The following is an 18,648-nucleotide window of genomic DNA, read 5'->3' on the forward strand; positions in this document are numbered from 1 at the left end:
GCGGGTGACTAGGCTCGGCGGGGTGGAGCAGACCCGAACCCTGACCCCCCGTACCGCCGTGATCTGGGCGGTGCTCCGGGCCGAGCTGCAGCGCCGCGTGGGCGAGCGGCTCACGGTGCTCGACGTCGGCGGCGGGACCGGCGGCTTCGCCGTCCCGCTCGCCGAGGCGGGCCACCACGTCACCGTGGTCGATGCCAGTCCCGACGCGCTCGCCGCGCTGACCCGCCGCGCCGCCGAGGCCGGGGTCGCCGACCGGGTACGCGCGGTGCAGGGCGACGGTGACGCGCTCGCGGGGCTGGTCGAGCCGGCCAGCATGGACCTGGTGCTCTGCCACGCCGTCCTGGAGGTCGTCGACGACCCCGCGTCGGTGGTCTCGGCCCTGGTCGGCGCGCTGCGCCACGGGGGCGCGGCCAGCGTCCTGGTCGCCGGGCGGGCCGCCGCCGTACTCACCCGCGCGATGAACGGCCACCTCGACGTGGCCGCCGCGCTCGCCGCCGACCCGGACGGCAGCGCCGGCCCGCGGGACACCCTGCGCCGGCGGTACGACGCCGAGGGCGCCGCCGCCCTGCTCAGCGCCGCCGGGCTCACCGTCGAGGAGATCCACGGCGTACGCGTCCTGGCCGACCTGCTGCCCGCCGCCGTGGCGGACGGTCAGCCGGCCGCCCTGGTCGAGCTGGAACGGGCCCTGGCGGCCCGGCCGCCGTACCGGGACATCGCCGCCCAACTGCACCTGTTCGCCCGCCGCCCGGTATGACCGGCCCGGCGGTGGATCCGCTCGCCCCGGTCGCGCCCCGCTACGGTGGCGGCAGCCTCGCCGACGTCCTGCCCAGCGCGCTCGCGGTGCTCGGCGTGCCCGGCACGGCCGACCTGCTCGGTCTGGCGCCCCGGTTGGCCGGGGTACGCCGGATCGCGGTCCTGCTGGTTGACGGGCTCGGCTGGTACCAGATCCCCGCCGCCACCCCGTACGCCCCGACCCTGGCCGGGCTGGCCGCCACCGTCGGCACCCCGCTCACCTCCGGATTTCCCTCCACCACCCCGACCAGCCTGGTCACCCTCGGCACCGGCGTGGCCGCCGGCGCGCACGGGGTGCTCGGCTTCAAGGTCCGGGTCCCGGACACCGACCGGGTGCTCAGCCACATCGAGTGGGCCGGCGACCCGGAGCCGCTGCGCTGGCAGCCCGTCCCCACCCAGTACGAGCGGGCCCGCGCCGCCGGGGTCGCGGTGACCGTGGTCAGCCGCCCCGAGTACGGCGGCAGCGGCCTGACCCTGGCCGCGAACCGGGGCGGCGACTACCGGGGGGCGTCCGGGGTCGACGCGCTCGCCGGGCAGATGCTCGCCGCCCTCGCGGCCGGCACCGGGCCGACCCTGGTCTCCGGGTACCACCCGGACCTGGACCGGCACGGACACCTGAGCGGCGTCGACTCCGTGCCGTGGCGGCTGGCCGCCGCCGAGGTGGACCGGCTGCTCGTCCGGCTGGTCGACGGGCTGCCGCCGGACGCCGCGCTGCTGGTCACCGCCGACCACGGGCAGCTCAACGTGCCGGCGGGCCACCGGATCGACCTGGACACCGATCCCCGGCTGCGGGCCGGGGTCCGGGTGGTCGCCGGCGAGCCCCGGGTCCGCTACCTGCACGTCGAGCCGGGCGCCACCGCGGACGTGGTGGCCGCCTGGTCGGCGGTGCTGGACGGCGCCGCGTGGGTGACGACCCGGGACGAGGCGGTGGCCACCGGCTGGTTCGGGCCGGTGGCCGAGGAGCACCTGCAGCGGATCGGCGACGTGGTGGTGGTCTGCCGGGACACGTACGCCGTGGTCGCCACCCGCTCGGAGAAGCCGATGGAGTCGCGGCTGGTGGCGTACCACGGCGCCGACACCGCCGCCGAGATGACCATCCCACTGCTCACCATCCGCGGCTGACCCGCCCGCCCCTGCGCCCGCAAGATCCGCGCAGCTGCACGGTCGGCCGGGGCCTGGCGTCGCCGCCGGGGCGGCTCGTCTCGGGCGGGGCGGCGGGCGGGTTGTCGGACCGGGCGGTTAGCGTGCGGGAATGGGCCGCAGCCAGTCGTTGCCCCGGGGCGGTGATCCGCGCTTCGGGCCGGACGCCGACGACACCGGCTGCACCGTCCTGCACGTCGACATGGACGCGTTCTTCGCCTCCGTCGAGGTGCGCCGCCGGCCCGAGCTGCGCGGCCGGCCGGTCGTGGTGGGCGGGATTGGGCCGCGCGGGGTGGTCAGCTCGGCCAGCTACGAGGCCCGACGGTACGGCGTCCGCAGCGCCATGCCGACCGCGCGGGCCCGGGCGCTCTGCCCGGACGCGGTCTACCTGCCGCCCGACTTCACGCAATACTCGCCGGCCTCCCGGTCGGTTATGCAGATCTTCCGGGACGTCACCCCGCTGGTCGAGCCGCTCTCCCTGGACGAGGCGTTCCTCGACGTGGCCGGCGCCCGCCGGCTCTTCGGCTCCCCGGCCGGGATCGCCCAGCTGATCCGCCGCCGGGTCGCCGAGGAGCAGGGGCTGACCTGCTCGGTCGGGGTGGCGCCGAGCAAGTTCGTGGCGAAGCTGGGCTCCACCCGGGCCAAGCCGGACGGGATGCTCGTGGTGCCCGCCGCCCGGGTGCTCGACTTCCTGCACCCGCTGCCGGTGGGGGCGCTGTGGGGAGTGGGGGAACGGTCCGCCGAGACGCTGCGCCGGCTCGGCCTGAACACCGTGGGCGATCTGGCCGAGGCGCCGCTCGGCCTGCTCCGGCGGGCGGTCGGTGAGGCGGCCGCGACCCACCTGCACGAGCTGGCCTGGGGTCGGGACCCGCGCCGGGTCTCCCCGGAGCAGGTGGAGAAGTCGATCGGCGCGGAGGTCACCTTCGACGTCGACGTCACCGACCCGGTGGAGATCCGCCGCGCCCTGCTGGCCCTCGCCGAGAAGGTCGGGGCCCGGCTGCGCGCCGCCGGCCAGGTGGGTCGGACGGTGTCGCTCAAGGTCCGGCTGGCCGACTTCCGCACGGTCACCCGGTCCCGCACCCTCACCGTGCCCACCGACACCGCCCGGGAGATGTTCGACACGGCCTGGGCCCTCTGGACCGCCCTGGCCGCCGGCGAGCCGGTCCGCCTGGTCGGCGTACGCATGGAGGGGCTCGCCACCGCGGCGGAGACCCCGCGGCAGCTCACCCTTGGCGCGCCGGAGCGCGGCTGGCGGGAGGCGGAGGTGGCCGCCGACGCGGCGGCTGCCCGATTCGGGCGGTCCGTCATAGGTCCGGCCAGTCTTCTCGGGACGCGTGATCCGCGACGAGTCGAAAAACCGACCCGGCCGTAGGTCGTCCCGCTTTCCGACGCGCGAGCCCCCTCGTAGACTTGCGGGTAAGCAGCCGGTTGGCTGCCACGGTCTGTTGGCCCGACCGGGCCGACCAACGTGACCGGGGAGGAGTGCCGTGCCGCTCTCGGAGCACGAGCAGCGGCTGTTCGAGCAGATCGAGCGGTCGCTTGCCGAGGACCCCAAGTTCGCCTCGGCCGTGCGCGCCAGCGACCCGCGTTTCCACGCGCGGCGTCGCCTGCTCGTCGCTGCCGGCGTGGTAATCGCTGGTCTGGCCCTGTTGATCTACGGTGCCGTGATCAAGACGCCCCCGCTGGCCGTGGCGGGCTTCGTCGTCATGCTGGCCTCACTGGGCTACGCGGTGCAGTCGCACCGGCGCTCCCAGTCGCCCGACCTGCACGTGGTGGGCGGCACGACGAGCCGGCGTACCCGTGGCCGGACCGGCCGGCGGGGTTCGTTCCTCGACCGGATGGAGGACCGCTGGCGGCAGCGCCCGGAGGGGCACCGCTGACCGGCTCGGGCCGCTGACGGCGGGCCCACCGCGACGGCGTGTCGCCGTGGGCCCGTACACCGGCGAGCATCTCACGCTGCATCGCGGAAGTGGTGGCATCCGGTGGATCCGGACACCACCACTTCCAGGACGCAGCGCGGTCGTGCCGCCGTGCCGGTTCACCGGGCCGGACGGCCCGCCAGCAGCCGGCGCGGGCTCCACCGGAGCAGCCGCTGCCGCACCTCCCCGCCGGCGGTGACCAGCCGGGCGGACCGCTCCGACACCGTGGTCCGCCAGCGCAGCAGCACCGACGGCGGCAGCAGGGCCGCCATGATCCGGGTACGCCGGCCGGCCCGGGCGGCCAGTGCCCCGCGTACCGACCGCAGGGCCGGGTGCAGCTCCTCGCCGGTCAGCGGGTCGCGGGCGTAGCGGGCCCGCTCCTCGGCCCGGCCGAGCAGTCGCACCCCGGTCACCGCTCCGGCGTCCTCGGTGAGGGTCTCCTGGACCAGCCGCTCGGCGGTGGCCCGGGGAGTCTCCGTCCGGTCGACCCGGACCTGGAAGTCCACCAGGGTGTCGAGCAGTTCGTCCCAGGCGGCGTGGGCGTCCGCGCGGGCCCGGTCGGCGTCCACCCCGACCACGATGTCGCGTACCTCGCCGCGCTGGCCGGGGATGGTGGCGAGCGTGGTGGCCGCCGGCGCCGCAGCCCGGGCCCGCCGGCGCCGACGCAGCGCGGAGCGGCGCAGCGCCGGCAACGCGAGCAGCGCCAGCAGGGCGAGCGCCCCGGCGACCCACCACGGCCAGACCGGCGACTGCTGGGTGGGGCCGCCGTCGCCGACCGAGAGGCCCTGGTCGGCGTCCTTGTCAAGCCGGTCGGGACTGTTCGGGCCGGCCGAGGCGTCGACCCCGTCCGGGGCGGCGGCGCCCCCGGTCGACGGGGTGGCCTCCTCGGGTGCCTCGATGTTCGGGGCCCAGGCCGACCGGACCGACCCGGCGACGCTCGCCGCCGGGGTGGCGTCGAACGGCACCCAGCCGATACCGGCGAAGAAGACCTCGGTCCAGGCGTGCAGGTTCTGGTTGGTCAGCACGTACGTGCCGCCGCTGGACCTGGTGCCGTTGGTGAAGCCGAACGCCACCCGGGCCGGGATGCCGGCGGCCCGGACCAGCCACGCCATCGCGCCGGCGTACTGCTGGCAGAAGCCCGCCTTGGTGGACAGGAAGTCGGTGATGTCCTCCCCGCTGGTGCCGTCCCGGGTGGAGAGCGAGTAGGTGAACCCGTTCTCCACCGAGAAGTAGTCGTAGATCGCCCGGACCTTGTCGTAGTCGTTCTGCTTGCCCTTGACGAGCTGCCTGACCAACTGGTCGACCGCGGGCGCCCCCGGCGTGGTGGTCTGCTGGCGCCGCAACGGGTCGTCGGTCGACAGGGAGCGCGCCGCGCGCAGCGCCGACGGGCTGTAGGTCGAGCGGACGTAGTCGAACGAGTACTGCTTGCCCCGCGAGTTCTCCCGGTCGGAGAAGATGACCTGGAGGTTCGGGTCGTAGCGCCAGCCGCGGCCGAGGTCCTCGGTCTTGACCGGCTCGGCGTAGACCGGCAGCAGCGGCATGTTGAGGGTCTTCGACACCTCGACCGTGGCCCGGTAGCGCTGCCGCTCGACGCCGGCCCGCTCCGCCGGGTCGGTCAGGCCCTGGTTCACCCCCCGGCCGGTGGGAGTGCGATCCCGGAAGCCGTTCGGACGCAGGTCGTCGGCCACGCCGAAGCGCAGGTAGAACGGGGTGGGCTCGTTGGTGGTGACCTTGACCAGCTCGGTCACCTTGCTCTGTTTGAGCTGACCGCTGAGCGCGGCGAACAGGTCGATGCGGCCGGAGTTGCCGCCCTGGCCCGGGCGCCCGTTGCCGTCGCCCGTGCCGCTGCCGGCGGCGTTCAGCAGGCCGCTGGTCATCCCGGGCACGGCCAACGGCAGCGCCACCGCCAGGGCGACCCCGACCACGGCCAGCCGGCGACCCGCCGCGGCCAGCGGCGAGGCCTCCCAGACGTCGACGTCCCGGCCCTCCCCGGTGAACCGGCGGCCGAACCGGCGTACCCGGTCGACGTTGTCGGTGACCAGCAGCCACAGGAAGCCACAGGCACCCACCACGAACGGGGTGGCGGGCACGTCGTCCACGTAGACCGCCACCGGCACCGAGTAGATGGCCAGCATCGGCAGCCCGGCCAGCGCCGGCCGGCGCAGCCCCACGGAGAGCACGTCCACCAGCACTGCGACGCCGCCGACGCCGAGCACGGCGAGGAAGAGCAGCGAGTCGACGTCGTCGACCTGCACGCTGTAGGTGCGCATGTCCTGCATCGACGCGCCGAGCAGGTCGCCGAAGTGGGCGAAGGTGCCCGGGGTGGGCAGGAACGCCAGCAGCTCGGTGCCGCCCGGGAAGACCCAGGTCAGGCCCAGCGTGAGGCCGGCGAGCATGGCGATGAGCTGACCCCACAGGGGTGCCCGGGCCAGCCGGCTCAGCGCGGCCGCGCCGGCCACCACGGCGACCACGATGGCCGCCTCGATCAGCCACGTCCAGCGCAGGAAGATCGTCGACAGCGGGGCGGCCGCCAGCAGCGTCGCCGCGGCGGCGACGAAGCCCAGGTTGCGGTGCGCGGTCACGCCACCGCCTCGCTCCGCTCGCCGGCGGCGCGACGCGCCCCGGTGCTGAGCCAAATGGTTCGCTCGCTCCGCTCCCTCACGGGACCACCCTTCCGGTCATCGCACGCCTCCGGCCACCGTCTCGGCCAGCGCCGCCCGCAGCGCGAAGCCCTGCGAGCCGCGGGCCGCCTGCGGCCAGAGCACGGGCAGCCGGTTGCCGTGCTCCACGCCGATCACCCGCCACCCGCTCTGCAACAGGGCGAGCGCGGCGGTGCCGTGCGCGTGCTCCGCCTCGCTGCGGGCCTTCGCCGGCAGGTTGAGCCAGGTGGTGCTGTCTAGCAGGAAGCCGACGCAGGTCGCGCCGTTGCCGCGCAGCCCGGCCAGCAGCTCCGCCTCGGCGGTGCTCAGGGTGCCGAACAGTGCGATGATCAGGCCACCGTCGGCCCGCTGCCGGACCTGCTGCACCAGCGTGGTGAGCTCACCGCGCCTGTCGAGGCGTACCTCGGCGAGGTGGTCGAGGAGCAGGCCGTCGCCGGCCGCCTCGGTGGCGCCCACGTCCGCACCGGAGCCGGTGACCAGGCGCAGCTTGTAGCCGGCCTGGCGCAGGTGTACGGCGATGCTGGCGGCGGCGGAGACCGTCCACTCGAAGCTCGCCGTCGGGCCGTCGCCCCGGTGGCCGGCGGCACGGGTGTCCAGGACCACCGTGGCCCGGCTCTCCCAGGGCTGCTCCTCCCGGCGCACCATCAGCTCGCCGGTGCGCGCGGTGGACTTCCAGTGCACCCGGCGCAGGTCGTCGCCCACCCGGTACTCCCGGGTGGCCGCGTCGTCCTCGCCGTGCACCGCGACCGACCGGGCCCGGCTGTCGCCGCTGCCGGCGTACTCGCCGGGGAGGCGGACCGCGGGCAGCGGAGTGACCTGCGGGATCACGGTGAGGTGGTCGATGCTGGGGAAGGCCCGGCTGAGCTCGCAGAGCCCGAACGGGTCGGTCAGCCGGACCACCAGCGGGCCCACCTCGTACCGGCCGCGCACGTCGGCCCGGACGGTGTACGCCACCGAGCTGGCCTGGTGCGCGCCGAGCCGCTCCAGCACCACCCGGGGCCGGCTGCCCAGCGCGTACGGCAGCCGATCCTCCAGCAGCAGGGTGCCGGTCGGCAGGCGGGACAGGTTCTGCAGCCGCAGCACCACGCGGGAGCTGGCCCCGACCGGCACCCGGTGCGGTTCGAGGGACCGGCTGCAGGCGAGCTTGTACCGGCTGCGCCCCACGTACGCCGCCGCGAGCAGCGGCAGGACGGCGAGCAGGACGGCCACCCGGAGCAGGTCCTTCTCGCCCAGGATGCCGGCGGAGATCGCGGCGGCGACCGCGGCTGCCAGGAACGAGCGGCCGCGGGTGGTCAGTCCTCGCAGCCCGTCGCGCACCTCACGGCCTCCGTGGCTCGTACGGCCCGCGACCGGTGCCGCCGGGCCGGGTGTCGTACGGGGAGCGCTTGCGGTCGTTCGGCAGCGGCAGCCGGTGCACCAGCTCGGCGACGATCGCGTCGGTGGTGCGCCGGGCGAGCTGCGCGTCCGCGGTCGGGATGATCCGGTGCGCCAGCACCGGCACCGCGAGGGCCTGCAGGTCGTCGGGGAGGACGTAGTCCCGGCCCTCCAGGGCGGCCACCGCGCGGGCGGTGCGCAGCAGCTGCAGGGTGGCCCGCGGGGACGCGCCGAGCCGCAGGTCGGGCGCCTCGCGGGTGGCGGTGACCAGGTCGATCGCGTACTGCTTGACCGCGTCGGCGACGTGCACCTGCCGGACGTGGCCGATCAGCTGGCGGACGGTCGCCGCGTCGGAGACCGGGCGCAGCTCGGTCAGCGGGTCGGTGGCCCCGTGGCCGTCCAGCATGGCCAGTTCGGCGCCGGCGTCCGGGTAGCCCATCGCGATCCGGGCGGTGAACCGGTCGCGCTGCGCCTCCGGCAGCGGGTACGTGCCCTCCATCTCGATCGGGTTCTGCGTCGCGATCACCATGAACGGGGTCTGCAGCTGATAGGTGACCCCGTCGACGGTGACCTGCCGCTCCTCCATGCACTCCAGCAGAGCGGACTGGGTCTTCGGCGAGGCCCGGTTGATCTCGTCGCCGACGACCAGGTTGGCGAAGACCGCGCCCGGCCGGAACTCGAAGTCGTGCGTCTCCTGGTTGTAGACGCTGACCCCGGTGACGTCGCTGGGCAGCAGGTCGGGGGTGAACTGGATCCGCCGCACCGAGCAGTCGATCGAGCGGGCCAGGGCCTTGGCGAGCTTGGTCTTGCCGACGCCGGGCACGTCCTCGATCAGCAGGTGACCCTCGGCGAGCAGCACGGCCAGGGCGAGCCGGACCGTGGCGGTCTTGCCCTCGATCACCTGCTCGATGTTGGCCACGATGGCCTCGCTGGCGGCGCGGAACTCGTCGTGCGGCAGCAGACCGCCCACCTCGTCCCAGGTCTGTTGTGTCACGGGCCTCCTCCTCGTCGCCTGAACGGCAGCGCTGAATAGAGCACCTGGACCCGCCGTTTGGTTCGCGACGTCGAGCCACGTCTGCCGCAGAAATCTCACTGGCCTCTCAGGCTAACCATGTTTGTCGTTGTCGCCGACCCCCGCAGCCGGTCGGTCGGTTACGCCCGAAATATTCGCCGGACCGGGGGACGAGTCCCGCCCCGTGGATCGGGCGAGATAGTCGCTGGGCAGGCGGGGTACACTGCCGGACATGGCCGGAGTCTTCCTGCTTCTTACCCAGCCGTGCTGATGCGCTGAACGCGCGACAGCACGGCGGCCCCTCCTGCGCGAGGGGCTTTTTTGTGCCCGCAGGAGACCTCCCACTACCCGACTTGACCCGCGCCGAGGAGACGCCATGAGTGAGGCAGCCGCACCGGCGACCGACATCCCCCCGTTCCGCTACACCGCGGCCCTGGCCGACGAGATCGAGCACCGCTGGCAGGACACCTGGGAGCGGGACGGCACCTTCCACGCGCCGAACCCGACCGGCCCGCTGGCCGACCCCGGCCACCCGCGGGCGGGTGCGGAGAAGCTGTACGTGCTGGACATGTTCCCGTACCCGTCGGGCGCCGGCCTGCACGTCGGCCACCCGCTGGGCTACATCGGCACCGACTGCTTCGCCCGCTACCAGCGGATGGCCGGGCGCAACGTGCTGCACGCCATGGGCTTCGACGCGTTCGGCCTGCCCGCCGAGCAGTACGCGGTGCAGACCGGCACCCACCCGCGGACCACCACCGAGGCGAACATCGAGCGGTACAAGGCGCAGCTGCGCCGGCTGGGGCTGGCCCACGACGAGCGACGCTCGGTGGCCACCATCGACACCGACTTCTACCGCTGGACCCAGTGGATCTTCCTGCAGATCTTCAACTCCTGGTACGACCACCAGGCGCGGAAGGCCCGCCCGATCGCCGAGCTGATCGCCGAGTACGAGGGGGGCAACCGGCCCACTCCGGACGGCCGGCCGTGGGCCGAGCTGACCGTGGCCGAGCGGCGCAAGGCCGTCGACGACCACCGGCTGGCGTACGTCTCGGAGGCGCCGGTGAACTGGTGCCCGGGGCTGGGCACCGTGCTGGCCAACGAGGAGGTCACCGCCGACGGCCGTTCCGAGCGGGGCAACTTCCCCGTCTTCAAGCGGAACCTGAAGCAGTGGATGATGCGGATCACCGCGTACGGCGACCGGCTGCTGGACGACCTGGACAAGCTGGACTGGCCGGAGCCGATCAAGCTGATGCAGCGCAACTGGATCGGCCGCTCGCAGGGCGCGCACATCGACTTCCCCGCCGACCGGGAGTCCATCCGGGTGTTCACGACCCGGCCGGACACCGTCTTCGGGGCCACCTACCTGGTGCTGGCCCCCGAGCACGGGCTGGTCGACGGGCTGGTGCCGGCGGCCTGGCCGGAGGGGACGAAGGAGTCCTGGACCGGTGGGCACGCCAGCCCCCGGGCGGCCGTCGAGGCGTACCGGAAGGCCGCCGCGGCCAAGACGGACGTGGAGCGGCAGGCGGAGACCCGGGAGAAGACCGGCGTCTTCGTCGGCGGGTACGCGACCAACCCGGTGACCGGCGGGCGCATCCCGATCTTCATCGCCGACTACGTGCTGGCCGGCTACGGCACCGGCGCGATCATGGCGGTGCCCGCCCAGGACGAGCGGGACTGGGACTTCGCCGAGGTGTTCGACCTGCCGATCGTGCGTACCGTGCAGCCGCCGGAGGGCTTCGCCGGCAAGGCGTACACCGGGGACGGCCCGGCGATCAACAGCGCCGCGCCCGACCGCGGCGTGGACCTGAACGGCCTGGGGGTGGCCGACGCCAAGGCCCGGATCATCGACTGGCTGGAGGCGAACGGGCACGGCACCGGCGCGGTGACCTGGCGGCTGCGGGACTGGCTGTTCAGCCGGCAGCGCTACTGGGGCGAGCCGTTCCCGATCGTGTACGACTCCAGCGGCGCGCCGATCGCGCTGCCCGAGTCGATGCTGCCGGTCGAACTGCCCGAGGTGGATGACTTCTCGCCGAAGACGTTCGACCCGGACGACGCCGACTCGAACCCGGAGACGCCGCTGTCCCGTCGCCGCGACTGGGTGGAGGTGGAGCTGGACCTGGGTGACGGGCCGAAGCGCTACACCCGGGAGACCAACGTGATGCCGCAGTGGGCCGGCTCCTGCTGGTACGAGCTGCGCTACCTGGACCCGACGAACGGCGAGCGGTTCGTCGACGCGGAGAACGAGCGGTACTGGATGGGGCCGCGCGGCGCCGGCGACTGCGGCGGCACCGACCTGTACGTGGGCGGCGCCGAGCACGCCGTGCTGCACCTGCTGTACGCCCGGTTCTGGCACAAGGTCCTGTACGACCTGGGCCACGTCTCCAGCTTCGAGCCGTTCCGGAAGCTGTTCAACCAGGGCTACATCCAGGCGTACGCCTACACCGACGCCCGCGGCGCCTACGTGTCCGCCGCCGACGTGGTGGAGAGCGACGGCGGCTTCTTCCTGGGCGACGTCCAGGTCAACCGCGAGTACGGCAAGATGGGCAAGTCGCTGAGGAACGTGGTCACTCCGGACGAGATGTGTGCCGCGTACGGCGCGGACACCTTCCGGGTCTACGAGATGTCGATGGGCCCGCTGGAGGTGTCCCGGCCCTGGGAGACCCGGGCGGTGGTCGGCTCGTACCGGTTCCTGCAGCGGGTCTGGCGGGCGATCGTCGACGAGCAGACCGGCGCGGCGCGGGTCGTCGACGCACCGGCCGACGAGGAGACCCGCCGGCTGCTGCACCGGATCGTCGACGGCGTCCGCGGCGACATGGAGGGGATGCGGTTCAACACCGCGATCGCCAAGCTGATCGAGCTGACCAACGGGCTGACCCGGCTGTCCGCCACGCCGCGCGAGGTGGCCGAGCCGCTGGTGCTGATGCTGGCGCCGTTCGCCCCGCACGTCGCCGAGGAGCTGTGGCAGCGGCTGGGCCACGACACCTCCCTGGCGTACGCGGACTTCCCGACCGCCGACCCGGCGCTGCTGGTCGCCGCGACGGTGACCTACCCGGTGCAGGTCAACGGCAAGGTGCGGGGCCGGATCGAGGTCCCCGCCGACGCGTCGGAGGAGTCGGTCCGGGCGGCCGCGCTGGAGGCGGTGGCCGGCACGCTGGCCGGCAAGGAACCCCGCAAGGTCATCGTGGTCCAGGGCCGCATGGTCTCCGTCGTCGCCTGACCCGCCGCTGATCCGCCGCGCGCCTCGCGCGCTCGTCCGATGCGTCGCGCAGTTGCACGGAAAGAGTGGCCATTCCGCGGAGAATGACCACTCTTTCCGTGAACGAGGGCGATTGGGCTCGGGCACCGAGGCGGGGTGTCGGGGTTATCAGGGTTCGCGGTGGTGGACCGCGATCACCGCGACGAGGGCGGCGACGACCGGCCAAGCGGCGAGGACCCGTCCGGCTGAGTTCGGGTCGGGCCGTGCTCCTCGGACCCGGGGCACTGCTCTTCCGCGCCTTTCGAGCTGATGTCGTGAACGAATCACCCCTATCCGGTGATCGCGCGTGAGGGGTGAATCGTTTACGACGTCAGGTCCAAAGGTGTCCGCAGTACGTGCGCTCGGCCCGGGCCGCGGGGACGCGGGCGTCAGCGGACGCCGAACGCCACCTCGACCGCTGGACGGTGCCGAAGGAGCCACTGCTGCCAGTCGCGTATCGCCTCGACCGCGCCGGCCGCGCGGAGCCGCCGCATGCCGGGCTCGTCCCGGTCGGCCCCGGCATCGATCCCGCGCCAGGTGCCCTCGATCTGGTCGAGCATGCGATCGACCAGCTCGTGACGGGGGAGCGGCGGCCCCGGGGCGCCCGCCTCGTAGGCGTCGCAGAGCAGCCGGCAGCGGCGGCCCAGCTCCGCCGGGTCCGCGCCGTCGCCCAACTCGGCCCAGTGCCAGCCGGCGAAGGCGACGTCCTCGATCCGGCGGCCCGGCCCGGCCAGGTCCCAGTCCAGCAGGGCCACCGGCAGCAACCCGGCCGGGGTGTCCCGGTAGACGGTGTTCTTCGGCGACAGGTCCCGGTGGCAGACGGTCTCCGCGCCACCGGCCAGCTCCGTGCCGGCGCAGGCGTCGTGCAGGGTACGGATCAGCCCGCCGAGGCGGGTCAGCACAACGTCGGAGAAGAAGGCCGGATCCTCGCGTTCCCGCCAGGGCACCCGCCCGTCGAGGTGGGTCAGCACCTGCCGCCCGCGCTCGTCCAGGCCGAGATGCCGGGGCGCCAGTCCCGGGGCGGCGGTGGCCAGGTGCCCCAGCAGGGTCGCCACGTAGTCGAGGTTCGTCGGGGCGGTGCGGCGTACGGTGTCGCCGACCCGGCTCACCTCGGCGATGAAGCCGCCCGGCAGCCGCTCGTCGGTGGTCACGCCGGCTCAGCTCGGGACGCGCGGCGCCGCCGCTCGGCGCGCCACCAGCGGTGCACGATGACCACGCTGGCGATCAGGCCGAGGCTGGCCGGGGCGGCGGCGTACCAGTTGATCTCGCCGGGGGAGCTGACCGCCGCACCGATCGCCGCGTACCCGACGGCGGTGGGGACCGCGGCGATCACGCTGCCGGCCAGGAACGGCAGCACCCGCGCGCCGGTGGTGCCGTAGCCGTAGCTGACCAGCCCGAAGCCGGCGATCGGCAGTAGCCGGACGGTGACCACCCCGAGCACGCTCTGCCGGGCGAACCAGCCGTCCAGCCGGGCCAGCCGCCCCCGGACCCGCTCGGCCACGAACTCCCGGCCGAGCAGGCGGCCGACCGCGAAGCCGAGCGCCGCCGCGAGCAGCGCCGCGCCGAGGGCGTACGCGGCACCCGCCACCGGGCCGAAGATCGCGCCCGCGGCGAGCGTGACGAAGGTACGCGGAACCAGTGCCACCAGCAGCAGCGCGCCGCCGAGGACCGCCGCCACCGGGGCGTACCCGCCGAGGGAGTGGGCGAGCCGGGGCAGCTCGGCCGGGGCCGGCCGGGGCAGCACCAGCAGCGCCACGGCGAAACCGCCGAGCAGCAGGAGCAGCAGCCCGAACCGGCGGGCTGACGGCTGCCGGAGCATCCGCGCGAGCCGTGCGGATGACCGCCGGAGCAGCTCCCGGGCGGCCGGGATCATGCCCGGGCGGCGGCCACCGCGGCGCGGCGCTCGGACCGGAGCCGCTCGGCCCAGGTGTCGTCGAGCGCAGGCAGCTGGTGGGCGCCGGTGGCCCAGCGCAGCAGCAGGTCGGCCAGGGCCGGGTTGCGGGCCAGGGCCGGGCCGTGCGAGTAGGTGCCGAGCAGCTTGCCCCGCCAGGCGCCCTCGGTCGCCCCGTCGTTGCCGACGCCGGCGGTCACCCGGGCCACCGGCGACACCCCCGGACCCAGGTGGGTACGCCCGCCGTGGTTCTCGAAGCCGGTCAGGTACGGGATGCCCAGCCGCGCGTCGACCTCGCCGGCCAGCTCGCCGACCGCCCGGGTGGGACCCCGGTCGGAGGCGATGTCCAACAGCTCCAGCCCGGCGTACTTGGCGCCCTTGGCGAAGAAGGAGGTGCCGAGGAGTTGGTAGCCGGCGCAGACGCCGAACACCACCGAGCCCTGCGCCACCGCCCGGTGCAGGCCACCGTCGGCGATCAGCCGCTGCGCGCCCAGCGCCTGCGGGCCGTCCTCGCCGCCGCCGATCAGGTAGATGTCGGCGGTGGCGGGCAGCCGCTGGTCGGAGCGGACCTCCAGCACCTCGACCGGCATGCCGCGCAGCTGGGCCCGCCGGGCCAGGATCAGCGCGTTGCCCCGGTCCCCGTAGGTGGAGAGCAGGTCGGGGTAGATCCAGACGATGCGCAGGCTCTCAGTTGACACGGTCCAGCTCCGCTCGGATGTCCTGGAAGGCGGTGTAGTTGGCGATGACCTCCAGGCGGCCCGGCGGCACCGCCCGGACCGCCTCGTCGAAGCTGCGCACGTGCTGGAACGGCACGCCGTTGACGTCGAGCCGGACGGCGAGGTCGTACGCCCGGTCGCCGGTGATCAGCACCTGCCGGCCGCGCAGCGGGGCGAAGTCGACGTCGAAGAGCCAGGAGGTGTCCAGCCCGTCGGGGTCGCGCGCGTTGATGGAGAGCAGGGTCGGCGCCTCGTCGGCCATGTCGAACGCCTCCAGCCAGCTCGCCGGGTTCTTCGCCAGGAGCAGCCGGATGTTGCGCCCGTCCCGGTCGACCTGGGCGTAGCGGCCGGCGACCGAGGTGACCGTGCCGAGTCGGGAGACCGCGTCCACCGGCCGTACGCCGAACTCGGCGGCGACCGCCAGGGCGGTGGCCGCGTTGCCCAGGTTGACCCGGCCGGGGAGCTGGAGCTGGATCTTGTGCCAGGCGCCGGTGGGGTCGAGCACACCGTCGTCCTCGACGGTCCACTGCGGTGCGGGCCGGCGCAGCGGGCAGCCGGTGCACCACCACTGGTCACCTGTGCGCTGGATGGTGGCGCCGCACTCGGGGCAGACCCACGAGTCGTCGTGCCAGCGCTGGCCGGCGCTGAACCAGGTGACCTTGGGCGGGATGTGACCCTGGGCCGGGTCGGCCGGCGGCGTGGCGGCCCAGACCACCATCGGGTCGTCGGCGTTGGCGACCACCCGGACGTCGGGGTGCCGGACCAGCGCGGCGCGCCAGAGCTGCGCCATCATGGCGACCTCCTTGGCCCGGTCGAGCTGGTCGCGGGAGAGGTTCAGCAGCGCCACCACGTGCGGCTCGGTGGCCTCCAGCACCTGGGCGAGGTAGTGCTCGTCGACCTCGAGCACCGCGTACGGGGTGCTGCCGGCCTTGGCCAGTGCCGAGGTGTGGCCGGTGGGCATGTTGGCGCCGAAGGAGTTGGTGGCGACGCGGCCGAGCACGCCGACGGCGGCGGCGGTGAGCCGGGTGGTGGTGGTCTTGCCGTTGGTGCCGGACACCAGCGCGATGGCGCGACCCGCCGACAGGTGCGCGAGCAGGTCAGGGTCGATCTTGAGGCCGATCCAGCCGCCGATCACCGAGCCGTCGCCACGACCAGCGGCCCGCGACAGCGCCGCTGCGGTCCGCGACACCGAGCTGGCCACCTTCGCCCGTAGGGGCATCTTCGCGTCCGTCACCCGAGCGAGGTTACCGGACCCCGGGGCCCGCCAGATCGCCGCCGACGGCGATCCGTTCGGCCGGGGACACCCGGCGGACGGCCATCGGGCGTTCGGCCGGATGGAGTCGATCTATGTCGGGTAGCGGACCCGCCTCGCGAGCCGTCGCCGCCCTCCACTCCGCCCCACCCCATTTGACGTGCTCTTTTACGCGCGAGCGCGACGCGCCACGCGGGCGTTTCTGGTTGCAGGTGGAGGGAAGTGGAGTAGAGTGGGGCGCGATGGTGAGGCCGGGAGGGCCACACCGGCCCGGGGGGTCAGCGGCGCCGCGAACGCCGCTCAGGGCGAGGGGGTTGGGCCGATGTTCCTCGGCACCCACACCCCGCGCCTGGACGACAAAGGCCGGTTGATCCTGCCGGCGAAGTTCCGGGACGAACTGGCGGGGGGTGTCGTGATCACAAAAGGGCAGGAGCGCTGCCTCTACGTCTTCCCGATGCCCGAGTTCCAACGAATCGCCGACCAGTTGCGCGCGCAGCCGATGACGAGCAAGACGGCCCGGGCCTACAGCCGGGTCTTCTTCGCCAGCGCGCACGACGAGGTGCCGGACAAGCAGGGGCGGGTCACCATCCCCGCACACCTGAGGTCCTACGCCGCCCTCGACCGGGATCTGGTCGTGATCGGCGCGAGCACCCGGGTGGAGATCTGGGACAAGGCGGCCTGGGAGGCCTACCTCACGGAGAGCGAAGACGACTTCGCTGACATCGAGGAGGGGGTGCTGCCCGGCGGTCTGTAGGGCGTGACGACGCCCGACGTACTGCGAGATCTCCAGCCGCTTTCGAGTTCCTGGCACCCCTTCCCCGGTGCCAGGCGCACGATCCAACCGGAGGGCCGCGGCCTCCGGCGGGCGGGAGCGGATGGGGATCTGGCGGTATGACGAGGCGTCGTGGGGTCAACGGACGCGATAGGGACGGAAGGTTTCAACCAGTGGGGGTCGACATGGGGGAGCTACGCGGCACGCACGTGCCGGTGCTGCTCGAGCGGTGTCTCGAGCTGCTCGCCCCGGCGCTGGGCCGGAAGGGCCGGACCGTGCACGTCGACGCCACGCTGGGGCTGGCCGGGCACGCCGAGGCGGTGCTGGCGGCGCACCCGAACACGGTGCTGATCGGCCTGGACCGGGACACCGAGGCCCTCGCCCACGCGCGGGTCCGACTGGCCCGGTTCGCCGACCGGATCCACCTGGAGCACGCCGTCTACGACGAGCTGCCCGAGGTGCTCGACCGGCTCGGGTACCCGGCGATCGACGGGGTCCTGTTCGATCTCGGCGTCTCGTCCCTGCAACTCGACGCGCCCGACCGCGGGTTCGCGTACGCGCAGGACGCGCCGCTGGACATGCGGATGGACCAGACCCGGGGGGTGACCGCCGAGGAGGTGGTCAACACCTACTCGCACCCCGAGCTGGCCCGGCTGCTGCGGGTGTACGGCGAGGAGAAGTTCGCCGGCAAGATCGCCTCGGCGATCATCCGGGAGCGCGAGCGCGCCCGGATCACCTCGTCGGCCCGGTTGGCCGAGCTGGTCCGGGAGAGCATCCCGGCACCAGCCCGACGAACCGGCGGACACCCGGCAAAGAGAACGTTTCAGGCTTTACGGATCGAGGTAAACCGGGAACTGGCAGCGCTGGAAGCGGCGCTGCCGGCCGCGCTCGACAAGCTCACCGTGGGCGGCCGCATGGTGGTCCTGTCCTACCACTCGCTGGAGGACCGGCTCACCAAGCAGGCGCTCGCCGATCGGGTCCGCAGCAAGGGTCCGATCGACCTCCCGGTCGAACTGCCCGGGTCGGGCCCGACGTTCCGGCTGCTCAGCCGGGGCGCCGAGCTTCCCGGGGAGGCGGAGGTCGCCGCGAACCCGCGCGCCGCGTCGGTGCGGCTGCGGGCAGCGGAACGGCTCGACCCGGAGGCGGCCCGGCAGGGGCGTACCGACCGCGAACGGTACCGCCGCCGGGTGAAGGCGATGCACCAACCGGGGACGGGGTCACCGGGGTCCGTACCGGACCCGTCGGCCCCGGGGGACGGGAACGGGACGGACGACGAGGGGGAGGGGACATGAACGTCAACACGCGCGACGGCCGGGACGCCGTCGGGCAGCGTGCACCGCGGTCGGGGGGCCGGACCGCGGCGCAGCGCACCACGCGAACCGCGACGGCGGGGGCCGACCGACGCGACCGCCGGGAGGAGACTCGCGCCCGGGGGGCGCGCGAGTTCGCCACCGAGGGCACTGCCGCGCTGCGGCCGGCCGAGCGGACCCGGAACACCGGTGCGGCGTCGCCGCGGCTGCGGGTCGCCCCGCCACCGCCGGTGTCCGTGCCGCGGGCGCCGTTCGTCGGGCTGATCCTGGTGCTGGTGGTCGGTGGGGTGCTGGGCATCCTGGCGATCAACACGAAGATCAACGAGAACGCGTTCAAGCTGGAGAAGCTTCAGCAGGAGCAGGCCAAGCTCGACGTGGACCAGCAGCGGCTGAAGCAGGAGATCGCGGAGCAGGAGGCACCGGGCAACCTGACCGCCAACGCCCGCAAGCTCGGCCTGGTGGAGTCCGGCGATCCGGCGTACATCCGGCTGCCGGACGGGCAGATGATCGGCGTGCCGCACCCGGCGCAGGGTGCGCCCGCCGTCACCAGCCAGCAGGGCAACGGAGGCTGAGCC

Annotated in this window: 15 protein-coding genes; 8 read left to right on the forward strand and 7 right to left on the reverse strand. The window is 74.1% G+C overall.

The window, feature by feature from the left end; all coding sequences use genetic code 11:
* Positions 1 to 4: 4 nt before the first annotated feature.
* The 4 genes from ABZ783_RS07810 (at position 5) to ABZ783_RS07825 (ending at position 3,812) form a co-directional block, all read left to right on the forward strand.
* Positions 5 to 754, forward strand: coding sequence for a methyltransferase domain-containing protein (locus ABZ783_RS07810; RefSeq protein ID WP_198940229.1), 750 nt, complete (start codon positions 5 to 7; stop codon positions 752 to 754).
* Positions 751 to 1,914, forward strand: a complete 1,164-nt coding sequence (locus ABZ783_RS07815; RefSeq protein ID WP_357435155.1) for a nucleotide pyrophosphatase/phosphodiesterase family protein — start codon at positions 751 to 753, stop codon at positions 1,912 to 1,914. The genes ABZ783_RS07810 and ABZ783_RS07815 overlap by 4 nt, the downstream gene beginning before the upstream one ends.
* 130 nt (positions 1,915 to 2,044) lie before the next feature.
* Positions 2,045 to 3,304, forward strand: coding sequence for a DNA polymerase IV (locus tag ABZ783_RS07820; protein WP_357435156.1), 1,260 nt, complete (start codon positions 2,045 to 2,047; stop codon positions 3,302 to 3,304).
* Positions 3,305 to 3,419: 115 nt separating this feature from the next.
* Positions 3,420 to 3,812 carry a DUF3040 domain-containing protein gene (locus tag ABZ783_RS07825; protein WP_357435159.1) on the forward strand — a complete coding sequence of 131 codons (393 nt, stop codon included), beginning with the start codon at positions 3,420 to 3,422 and terminating at the stop codon, positions 3,810 to 3,812.
* A gap of 158 nt (positions 3,813 to 3,970) precedes the next feature.
* On the opposite strand, the gene ABZ783_RS07830 is transcribed toward ABZ783_RS07825, so the two are convergent.
* The 3 genes from ABZ783_RS07830 to ABZ783_RS07840 form a co-directional block, all read right to left on the reverse strand.
* Positions 3,971 to 6,433, reverse strand: coding sequence for a DUF3488 and transglutaminase-like domain-containing protein (locus tag ABZ783_RS07830; RefSeq protein WP_357435160.1), 2,463 nt, complete (start codon positions 6,431 to 6,433; stop codon positions 3,971 to 3,973).
* Between the two features lie 96 nt (positions 6,434 to 6,529).
* Positions 6,530 to 7,828: a DUF58 domain-containing protein gene (locus ABZ783_RS07835; protein ID WP_357435162.1), complete on the reverse strand. Its 1,299-nt coding sequence runs from the start codon at positions 7,826 to 7,828 to the stop codon at positions 6,530 to 6,532.
* 1 nt (position 7,829) lies between these two features.
* Complete coding sequence (locus ABZ783_RS07840; RefSeq protein ID WP_073833913.1) at positions 7,830 to 8,879, reverse strand: MoxR family ATPase; 1,050 nt, start codon at positions 8,877 to 8,879, stop codon at positions 7,830 to 7,832.
* Between the two features lie 394 nt (positions 8,880 to 9,273).
* Here ABZ783_RS07840 and leuS point away from each other — a divergent pair, with 394 nt between their 5' ends.
* Entirely contained in the window at positions 9,274 to 12,114 is a 2,841-nt protein-coding gene (gene leuS, locus ABZ783_RS07845) for a leucine--tRNA ligase (protein ID WP_357435164.1), read from the forward strand.
* A 407-nt stretch (positions 12,115 to 12,521) separates the two neighbouring features.
* Here the strand turns inward: leuS and ABZ783_RS07850 are convergent, their stop codons facing one another.
* The 4 genes from ABZ783_RS07850 to ABZ783_RS07865 are packed head-to-tail and all read right to left on the reverse strand — an operon-like array spanning position 12,522 to position 15,958.
* Positions 12,522 to 13,283, reverse strand: coding sequence for a phosphotransferase (locus ABZ783_RS07850; RefSeq protein ID WP_357435166.1), 762 nt, complete (start codon positions 13,281 to 13,283; stop codon positions 12,522 to 12,524).
* Positions 13,280 to 13,951, reverse strand: coding sequence for a VTT domain-containing protein (locus tag ABZ783_RS07855; RefSeq protein WP_357435168.1), 672 nt, complete (start codon positions 13,949 to 13,951; stop codon positions 13,280 to 13,282). Before ABZ783_RS07855 ends, ABZ783_RS07850 begins: the two co-directional genes overlap by 4 nt.
* A 50-nt stretch (positions 13,952 to 14,001) precedes the next feature.
* Positions 14,002 to 14,721 carry a glutamine amidotransferase gene (locus ABZ783_RS07860; RefSeq protein WP_357435170.1) on the reverse strand — a complete coding sequence of 240 codons (720 nt, stop codon included), beginning with the start codon at positions 14,719 to 14,721 and terminating at the stop codon, positions 14,002 to 14,004.
* Positions 14,711 to 15,958, reverse strand: coding sequence for a MurT ligase domain-containing protein (locus tag ABZ783_RS07865; protein WP_357435322.1), 1,248 nt, complete (start codon positions 15,956 to 15,958; stop codon positions 14,711 to 14,713). The genes ABZ783_RS07860 and ABZ783_RS07865 overlap by 11 nt, the downstream gene beginning before the upstream one ends.
* 355 nt (positions 15,959 to 16,313) lie before the next feature.
* On the opposite strand from ABZ783_RS07865, the gene mraZ reads away from it, so the two are divergent.
* The 3 genes from mraZ (at position 16,314) to ABZ783_RS07880 (ending at position 18,645) form a co-directional block, all read left to right on the forward strand.
* Complete coding sequence (gene mraZ, locus ABZ783_RS07870; protein WP_357435173.1) at positions 16,314 to 16,745, forward strand: division/cell wall cluster transcriptional repressor MraZ; 432 nt, start codon at positions 16,314 to 16,316, stop codon at positions 16,743 to 16,745.
* A 203-nt stretch (positions 16,746 to 16,948) separates the two neighbouring features.
* Positions 16,949 to 18,055 carry a 16S rRNA (cytosine(1402)-N(4))-methyltransferase RsmH gene (gene rsmH, locus ABZ783_RS07875; RefSeq protein ID WP_357435324.1) on the forward strand — a complete coding sequence of 369 codons (1,107 nt, stop codon included), beginning with the start codon at positions 16,949 to 16,951 and terminating at the stop codon, positions 18,053 to 18,055.
* Positions 18,052 to 18,645 carry a hypothetical protein gene (locus ABZ783_RS07880; protein ID WP_073833907.1) on the forward strand — a complete coding sequence of 198 codons (594 nt, stop codon included), beginning with the start codon at positions 18,052 to 18,054 and terminating at the stop codon, positions 18,643 to 18,645. The genes rsmH and ABZ783_RS07880 overlap by 4 nt, the downstream gene beginning before the upstream one ends.
* The last annotated feature ends 3 nt before the right edge of the window (positions 18,646 to 18,648 follow it).

Source organism: Micromonospora sp. NPDC047738, assembly GCF_040642675.1.
In the GTDB taxonomy this organism is placed as follows: domain Bacteria; phylum Actinomycetota; class Actinomycetes; order Mycobacteriales; family Micromonosporaceae; genus Micromonospora.

Coding starts and splice junctions, on each gene's coding strand:
- ABZ783_RS07815 (WP_357435155.1), top strand. CDS start 751: ATGACCGGCCCGGCGGTGGATCCGCTCGCCCCGGTCGCGCCCCGCTAC.
- ABZ783_RS07820 (WP_357435156.1), top strand. CDS start 2,045: ATGGGCCGCAGCCAGTCGTTGCCCCGGGGCGGTGATCCGCGCTTCGGG.
- leuS (WP_357435164.1), top strand. CDS start 9,274: ATGAGTGAGGCAGCCGCACCGGCGACCGACATCCCCCCGTTCCGCTAC.
- ABZ783_RS07855 (WP_357435168.1), bottom strand. CDS start 13,951: ATGCTCCGGCAGCCGTCAGCCCGCCGGTTCGGGCTGCTGCTCCTGCTG.
- ABZ783_RS07865 (WP_357435322.1), bottom strand. CDS start 15,958: ATGCCCCTACGGGCGAAGGTGGCCAGCTCGGTGTCGCGGACCGCAGCG.
- mraZ (WP_357435173.1), top strand. CDS start 16,314: ATGTTCCTCGGCACCCACACCCCGCGCCTGGACGACAAAGGCCGGTTG.
- rsmH (WP_357435324.1), top strand. CDS start 16,949: ATGGGGGAGCTACGCGGCACGCACGTGCCGGTGCTGCTCGAGCGGTGT.
- ABZ783_RS07880 (WP_073833907.1), top strand. CDS start 18,052: ATGAACGTCAACACGCGCGACGGCCGGGACGCCGTCGGGCAGCGTGCA.